Raw genomic sequence first — 6,898 nt, forward strand, 5'->3', positions numbered from 1 at the left:
AACAAATAAAAAATATAACATGAAAAGCACAGTATTAAAATCTAGCCTATTCGCATTAGCAATTGCGACAGCATTTACTTCTTGCGAAAAGAAAGAAGGATTTAAAATTAATGGAAAAATTGCAGGATTAGATAAAGGAATGGTTTATCTGGAATATGCAGACGAAAAAGGAGATAAAAAAATAATCGATTCTGCTGAGGTAAAAGAAGGTGCATTTACTTTTACAGGAAAAACAGTAGAACCGTTATTTCATACCATTAAAATTAAAGGGCAAGAGTACGGAGCGTATTTTCTTTTAGATAATGAAGATATTACGATTGAAGCAAAAAAAGATTCGGTTTTTAAGGCTAAAGTAACTGGAGCTACACAAAACGGATTCTACAAATCGTACTACGATAACGAATTCAAAAAAATACAAGCAATTGCAGGTCCTATTTACAAATTATCTGATTCGCTAACCCAAGGAGGAAAAGTAAAATTGACTCCAGAACAGCAAACAATGATGGATAAAAAATGGAAAGATCTTGGCACTTTCGCGGATGATTTGACAGATAAATTCATCAGAAAAAACAAAGACAATTTAGGAGGCGCATTAGTAATTGAAGACCGAATTGTGTCTTATGGAACTCCAGAAAAAGTAAAAGAATATTACGGAATTTTAACTCCAGAAATTCAAAAATCATTTTACGGAAAAAAATTAAAAACGGCTATTGATCTTAATGATAAAACCGCTGTTGGTGCTCCTGCACCCGAATTTTCTCAAACCGATATTAACGGAAAAGCAGTAAAATTATCAGACTACAAAGGCAAATATGTTTTGGTAGATTTCTGGGCAAGCTGGTGCGGTCCATGCCGAAAAGAAAATCCAAACGTAGTTGTGGCCTACAAAACGTATCACGATAAAGGATTTGATGTTTTGGGAGTTTCATTGGACGATAAAAAGAAACTTTGGGAAAAAGCAATTGAAAAAGACGGTCTAACTTGGACGCATGTTTCTGATTTAAAAGGATGGCAAAATGAAGCTGCCGTTTTGTACGGAGTAAAAATGGTTCCAACCAACTACTTAATTGGACCTGACGGAAAAATCGTGGCTAAAAATCTTAGAGAAGCTGAATTGCAATCTAAATTGAAAGAAATTTTTAGTAAATCATAAAGTTAGTTTTCAGTCGCAGTTTACAGTCTCAGTGAAAACTGTAAACTGCGACTGAAAACTGAATACTGCTTAAATAATATCAACAAAAAAATGAAAAAATACATCTTTCTGGGCTATTGCTCATTAGCTTTCTGCGCCCTAATTTCAGCGCAGAACAAATCGGTTAACTTCAAGAAAATAAAAGAATTAGGCGGAATCGAAGAATATTTATACCAGCCAAACGGAATGAATGTTTTGCTTTTGCAGGACAATGCTTCTCCAGTTGCAACTGTACAAATTGTATATCGCGTAGGTTCTAAACATGAAGTTTTAGGAAATACAGGATCGACTCACCTTTTAGAACATTTAATGTTTAAAGGAACTCCAACTTTCAATAAGAAAAACGGAAACACAATTACTGATGTTCTTCAAAATACAGGAGCACAGTTAAATGCTACAACTTGGTACGATCGTACGAATTATTTTGAAACGCTGCCAAGTGATAAAATTGAATTGGCACTTCAAATCGAAGCCGACAGAATGCGTAATTCTTTATTATTGAAAGAAGATAAAGAAGCAGAAATGACGGTTGTGCGCAACGAATTTGAGCGCGGAGAAAACAATCCGAATAGTTTATTAGATAAAGAAATCTGGGCAGCGGCTTATATTGCACATCCGTATCATCATTCGACAATTGGATGGAAATCGGATATTGAAAACGCTCCAATTGAGGTATTGAAAAATTTCTATAATACGTATTATTGGCCAGATAATGCAACTTTAACCATTATAGGAGATTTCAAAAAAGAGAATGTTTTTGAATTGATCGAAAAGTATTTCGGCAAAATTACAAAAGCACCAAATGTAATGCCACAGCCTTACACACAAGAACCTCAACAATATGGCGCACGCAAAATTACAGTTAAAAAACCTGGAGAATTAGGCGTTGTAAACAAAGCGTATAAAATTCCGGGAGCTTTACACGAAGATCTTCCAGCCCTGAATATTTTGGCTCAGATTATTGGTGTTGGGCCGTCAGCGATTTTAAACAAAACATTTGTTGATACCCGTTTAGGAATTTATTCTTACGCAAGTGCAACAAACTTTAAAGAAGTCGGACTATTTACAATTGGGGTGGGTTTTCCAACGACTTCAAAACATGAAGATATTGATGCAAAAATCAGTGAAGTTGTAGCTAAAATTCAGAAGGAAGGTGTGACTCAGGATGAAGTAAATAGAGTTGTAGCAAAAATTAGTGCACAAACTATTTTAGCTCGTGATGGTTCTGGAGTTATTGCATCAGCATTAAACGAAGCAATTGCTTCTGGCGACTGGACAGATTATATTACAGGTGTTGATAGATTGAAAAAAGTAACTCCAGCAGATGTTTTGCGTGTGGCTCAAAAATATCTAGTTGATGACCAAAGTACAACAGGATATTTTATTCCGAAACAAGCTGGTGCTCAAAATAATGATACTGCAAAAGCTAGCAATTATATGCCAGAAAATGGTCCGTTTTATTACAGACATTCAGAAGAAGGACATAGTCACGAAGAAGCTTCATCTGTTCCAACTTCAATAAAAAACACAACAGAAGAATTAATTTCTGCAGAAACTTTAATCGAAAAATCTGCTTCAGCTTTTAAAAGAGAAAAAGTATCTGGAATTGATGTGGTTTCGGTAAAAACATCAGCAAAAGATTTTGTTACGGTTGCTGCAAGTATTTCGTTAGGAAATTATGCCAGTGAAACTAAAAATGATGTAATTCCAGCCTTAACAGCTTCAATGTTATCAAAAGGAACAACTTTGAATGACAAGTTTAAATTTTCTGAAAAACTTCAAAAATTAGGAGTTTCATTAAATGTAAATGCTTCCACTTTCAAAATTAATATCGGATTTAAATGTTTGAAAAAAGACTTAGATCAGGTAATTGCTTTATTGGCAGAAGAATTAAGAAATCCGTTGTTTGATGCTAAAGAATTCGAAAATTTAAAACAGCAATTTATTGGAAATACACAACAGGATTTGAATGATCCAGGCGAAAGAGGAAGCATTGCTTTATCTCAGGCGATTTATCCAAAAGGAAATCCAAATTACAGTTTGACCGTAGAAGACAATATTGCGAATATCAAAAATGCAACTTTGGATGAAGTGAAAGCTTTCCACAAAAAATATTTCGGAACGGCATCTATGCGTTTGGTAATTGTGGGAGATACCGATGGAGCAAACTTAAATGCATCATTAAAAAAATCATTCAAAAATTGGAATGGGGGAGTTACTGAAAAATTAAAATTTGAAGAAGCTGCAAAATCTCCATCAAAAACAGAAGTGGTTACAATTCCTGAAAAGCCAAGTGCAGAATTATTCATCGGGCAGTTTACAGGTTTAAAAAGAGCCGATGCCGATTATATTCCGTTTTTTATTGGAAACTATACTTTAGGGGCTGGTTTTGCTGGACGTTTAATGCAGACTGTTCGTGATAATGACGGTTTAACCTATAATATTTCTTCTGGTTTAGGCGGAAATATCGAAACAGGAGGTTACTGGTTTGTAAACGCTTCGTTCAACCCAAATTTATTTCAAAAAGGTTTGGATGCGACAATGGTTCAGGTTGATAAATGGGTAAAAAACGGAATCACGACCGAAGAATTGGAAAACAAGAAAACCAACTTAATCGGAAGTTTTAAAGTAGGAATGTCAACCACAAGCGGAATGGCGAGAACAATTTTAAGTTTTATCGAAAGAGGTTTAGAGCCAAACTACATCGATCAGTATCCAAAAGATATTGATAAAGCAACTTTACAACAAGTAAACGATGCGATTAAAAAATATATTCAGTTGGATAAAATGATTATCATTAAATCGGGTTCTCTTGATAAAGACGGGAATCCATTGAAGTAGTTTTTTTTAGTGTTCAGTTTCAGTTTACGGTGTAGATAGTTCAACTTTGTCAAAGTTTAAAACTTTGACAAAGTTATACTACGACAAAATCTAAAATCTAAAATCTGCAATCTAAAATTTTAATAGTTCGTCTTTCATTATTTCATTTTAGAATCTGAATTAGTAAGCCATTTTCTGTGAAAGACCAAAAGAGCTGTTTGCCAACAGCTCTTTTTTTTCCAAAATCTAATCAAAAAACCATGAGAAATACCATAATTACATTCCTGTTATTGCTCTCAGTTTCCATGTTCGGACAAATGTACAATCCGGTAAAATGGACGACAACTGTAGAAAAAATTTCAGATAAAGAATTCCTTTTAAAAGCACAGGCGAAAATACAATCAGGCTGGCATTTATACGGACAATATATTGAAGAAGGTGGACCTTCGCCAACGGCTTTTACCTTTAAAAATCAGCCGAAGAAATTCGAATTAATCGGAAAAACAACTGAGGATAAAGGACATGAAACAGTCGATAAGATTTTCGATATGAAAATTAAATATTTTGAAGATAAAGCGCTTTTCACTCAAAAAATTAAATTCATTTCAGACGATATTTCGAATATTGCTGCCGAAGTCGATTTTATGGTTTGCGACGACAGTAACTGTTTGCCGCCGTCTACAGAAGAATTAACTTTTAAAATTCCGAGTGAAAAGAAATTGGCTTCTGCCGAAGAAACTTCAATCGTAAAAAAAGATTCTGTAATTGAAGAAGAAAAAACGGTTTCTCAGACTGAAGAAAAAAAATCAAAACAAGAAATTACCAGTTCACCAAAGAAAACGGAATCGAGAGGATTGCTGACTATTTTTATTTTAGCTTTTTTATCGGGATTTGCAGCCTTATTGACGCCTTGCGTTTTCCCAATGATTCCGATGACGGTGAGTTATTTTACGAAACAAAGTAAAACTAAAGCAGCGGGAATCAGAAATGCGATGATTTACGGAATGTCAATCGTAATTATTTATGTTTTGTTGGGATCAATTGTAACGGGAGTTTTTGGTGCCGATTCGCTAAATGCACTTTCGACAAACGTTTGGTTTAATTTGATATTTTTTATTTTATTGGTGGTTTTTGCCTGTTCATTTTTGGGTGCTTTCGAAATTGTATTGCCAAGCTCATTAGCCAACAAAGTAGATTCGCAAGCCGATAGAGAAGGATTGATTGGGATTTTCTTTATGGCTTTGGCTTTGGCCATTGTTTCATTTTCTTGCACAGGTCCAATCGTAGGAACTTTATTGGTCGAAGCAGCTTCAAAAGGCGGCATCGCTCCAATTGTTGGAATGTTAGGATTTTCGATTGCAATCGCATTACCGTTTTCATTATTTGCAGCTTTTCCAGGCTGGTTAAATGCATTGCCAAAATCGGGTGGCTGGCTGAATACGGTAAAAGTAGTTTTAGGATTTCTGGAACTGGCTTTGGCTTTTAAATTTTTATCAAATGCCGATTTGGTTCTGCAATTGCATTGGCTGGAAAGAGAAGTTTTCTTAGCGATTTGGATTGCCGTTTTTGGGATGCTGGCTTTTTATTTGTTTGGAAAAATTACGCTTCCGCATGATTCTCCTTTAAACCATATTTCTGTTGGACGATTAGGTTTCGGATTAATCGTTTTAAGTTTCACTATTTATCTCATTCCTGGACTTTGGGGAGCGCCCTTGAAATTAATTAGCGGATTCCCGCCTCCAATGCAATACAGCGAATCTCCAAACGGATTGGGAGTTTCGGGCAATTCCGAGTTAAAAATAACAGGTTCGTTGCCAGAAGGAGCAGAGCATGGTCCGCAAAATATCATCACTTTCCATGATTATGATAAAGGAATGGAATATGCTAAAAAAGTCGGAAAACCGGTTTTGTTAGACTTTACAGGGTATGCCTGCGTAAACTGCCGAAAAATGGAAGAACTGGTTTGGTCAGATCCTAAAGTTCTTGGAGTTCTGAACAATGATGTGGTTTTGATTTCACTTTATGTAGACGATAAAAAAGAACTTCCAGAAAACGAACAATATGTTTCTGAAACAACAGGAAAAAAGATTAAAACCATCGGCAACAAATGGAGCGATTTACAGATTAAAACTTACAAAGCAAACGCACAGCCATTTTATGTCATTGTAGATCATAGCAACACGAATTTGACTGAGCCGTCTGCATATAATCCGAATATTGAGGAGTACTTTAATTGGCTACAAAGCGGGATTAAGAACTTTAAATAGTAAATAATAAACCCTCCAAATTCAAATTGAATTTGGAGGGTTTTGTTTTTTAAGCGAGTTTCAAATCGTATTGTTCTTCATAAAATGTTTTTCCTATTTTTGAACTTCAGATTGTGTAAGTTCAAACCCATCATTTTATACATTTGAAAAATATTTTTGATTTTTTGTCTTTACAGAAATTAGAATAACAATCTAAATTAGATTTATTCTTCATCAAATTAGAATAGTCTGTTTTTATGTGTAATTTATAATTGCATTTCTAGAATTTTGAGCATAAACCAAATCACCATCTGGTGCTCCTGCGTTTGCAGTTTGTAAAGAGACAGGTACAATGATATTACAACCTAATTTGATTCCCCAAAATACATTGTTGCTTGCTGTAGTATCGCCACATATAGTTAAAGCTCTAAGATTTATGTTGTTGATACTGGTGCAATTATAAAAAGAATTTGCTCCGATTGATATTACATCATTAAGGATTAACGAAGTCAAAGAAGAACAGCCTGAAAAACAGCTGACACCTATGCTTGCAATCGGACCGACTGTAAATTCATTTAATGCCGTGCATCCTTTAAAGCTTTCTCCAGCAATGCTTCCTGCTAAATTTGGCGCATAGAAG

At 34.9% G+C, this 6,898-nt stretch carries 4 protein-coding genes; 3 read left to right on the forward strand and 1 reads right to left on the reverse strand.

Annotated features, from left to right (window positions below; translation table 11 throughout):
• Positions 1–19: 19 nt before the first annotated feature.
• From NCC77_RS07940 to NCC77_RS07950, 3 genes are all read left to right on the forward strand, one after another.
• Complete coding sequence (locus NCC77_RS07940) at positions 20–1,153, forward strand: TlpA disulfide reductase family protein (protein ID WP_250835096.1); 1,134 nt, start codon at positions 20–22, stop codon at positions 1,151–1,153.
• Between the two features lie 90 nt (positions 1,154–1,243).
• A complete protein-coding gene (locus NCC77_RS07945) occupies positions 1,244–4,033 on the forward strand; it encodes a M16 family metallopeptidase (protein ID WP_250835097.1) in 2,790 nt (929 codons plus the stop codon).
• A 239-nt stretch (positions 4,034–4,272) separates the two neighbouring features.
• A complete protein-coding gene (locus tag NCC77_RS07950; protein WP_250835098.1) occupies positions 4,273–6,279 on the forward strand; it encodes a protein-disulfide reductase DsbD family protein in 2,007 nt (668 codons plus the stop codon).
• A 234-nt stretch (positions 6,280–6,513) separates the two neighbouring features.
• On the opposite strand, the gene NCC77_RS07955 is transcribed toward NCC77_RS07950, so the two are convergent.
• The coding region (locus tag NCC77_RS07955) for a leucine-rich repeat protein (RefSeq protein WP_250835099.1) at positions 6,514–6,898 on the reverse strand (385 nt) is incomplete at its 5' end.

It is taken from the genome of Flavobacterium tyrosinilyticum (assembly GCF_023656565.1).
In the GTDB taxonomy this organism is placed as follows: Bacteria; Bacteroidota; Bacteroidia; order Flavobacteriales; family Flavobacteriaceae; genus Flavobacterium; species Flavobacterium tyrosinilyticum.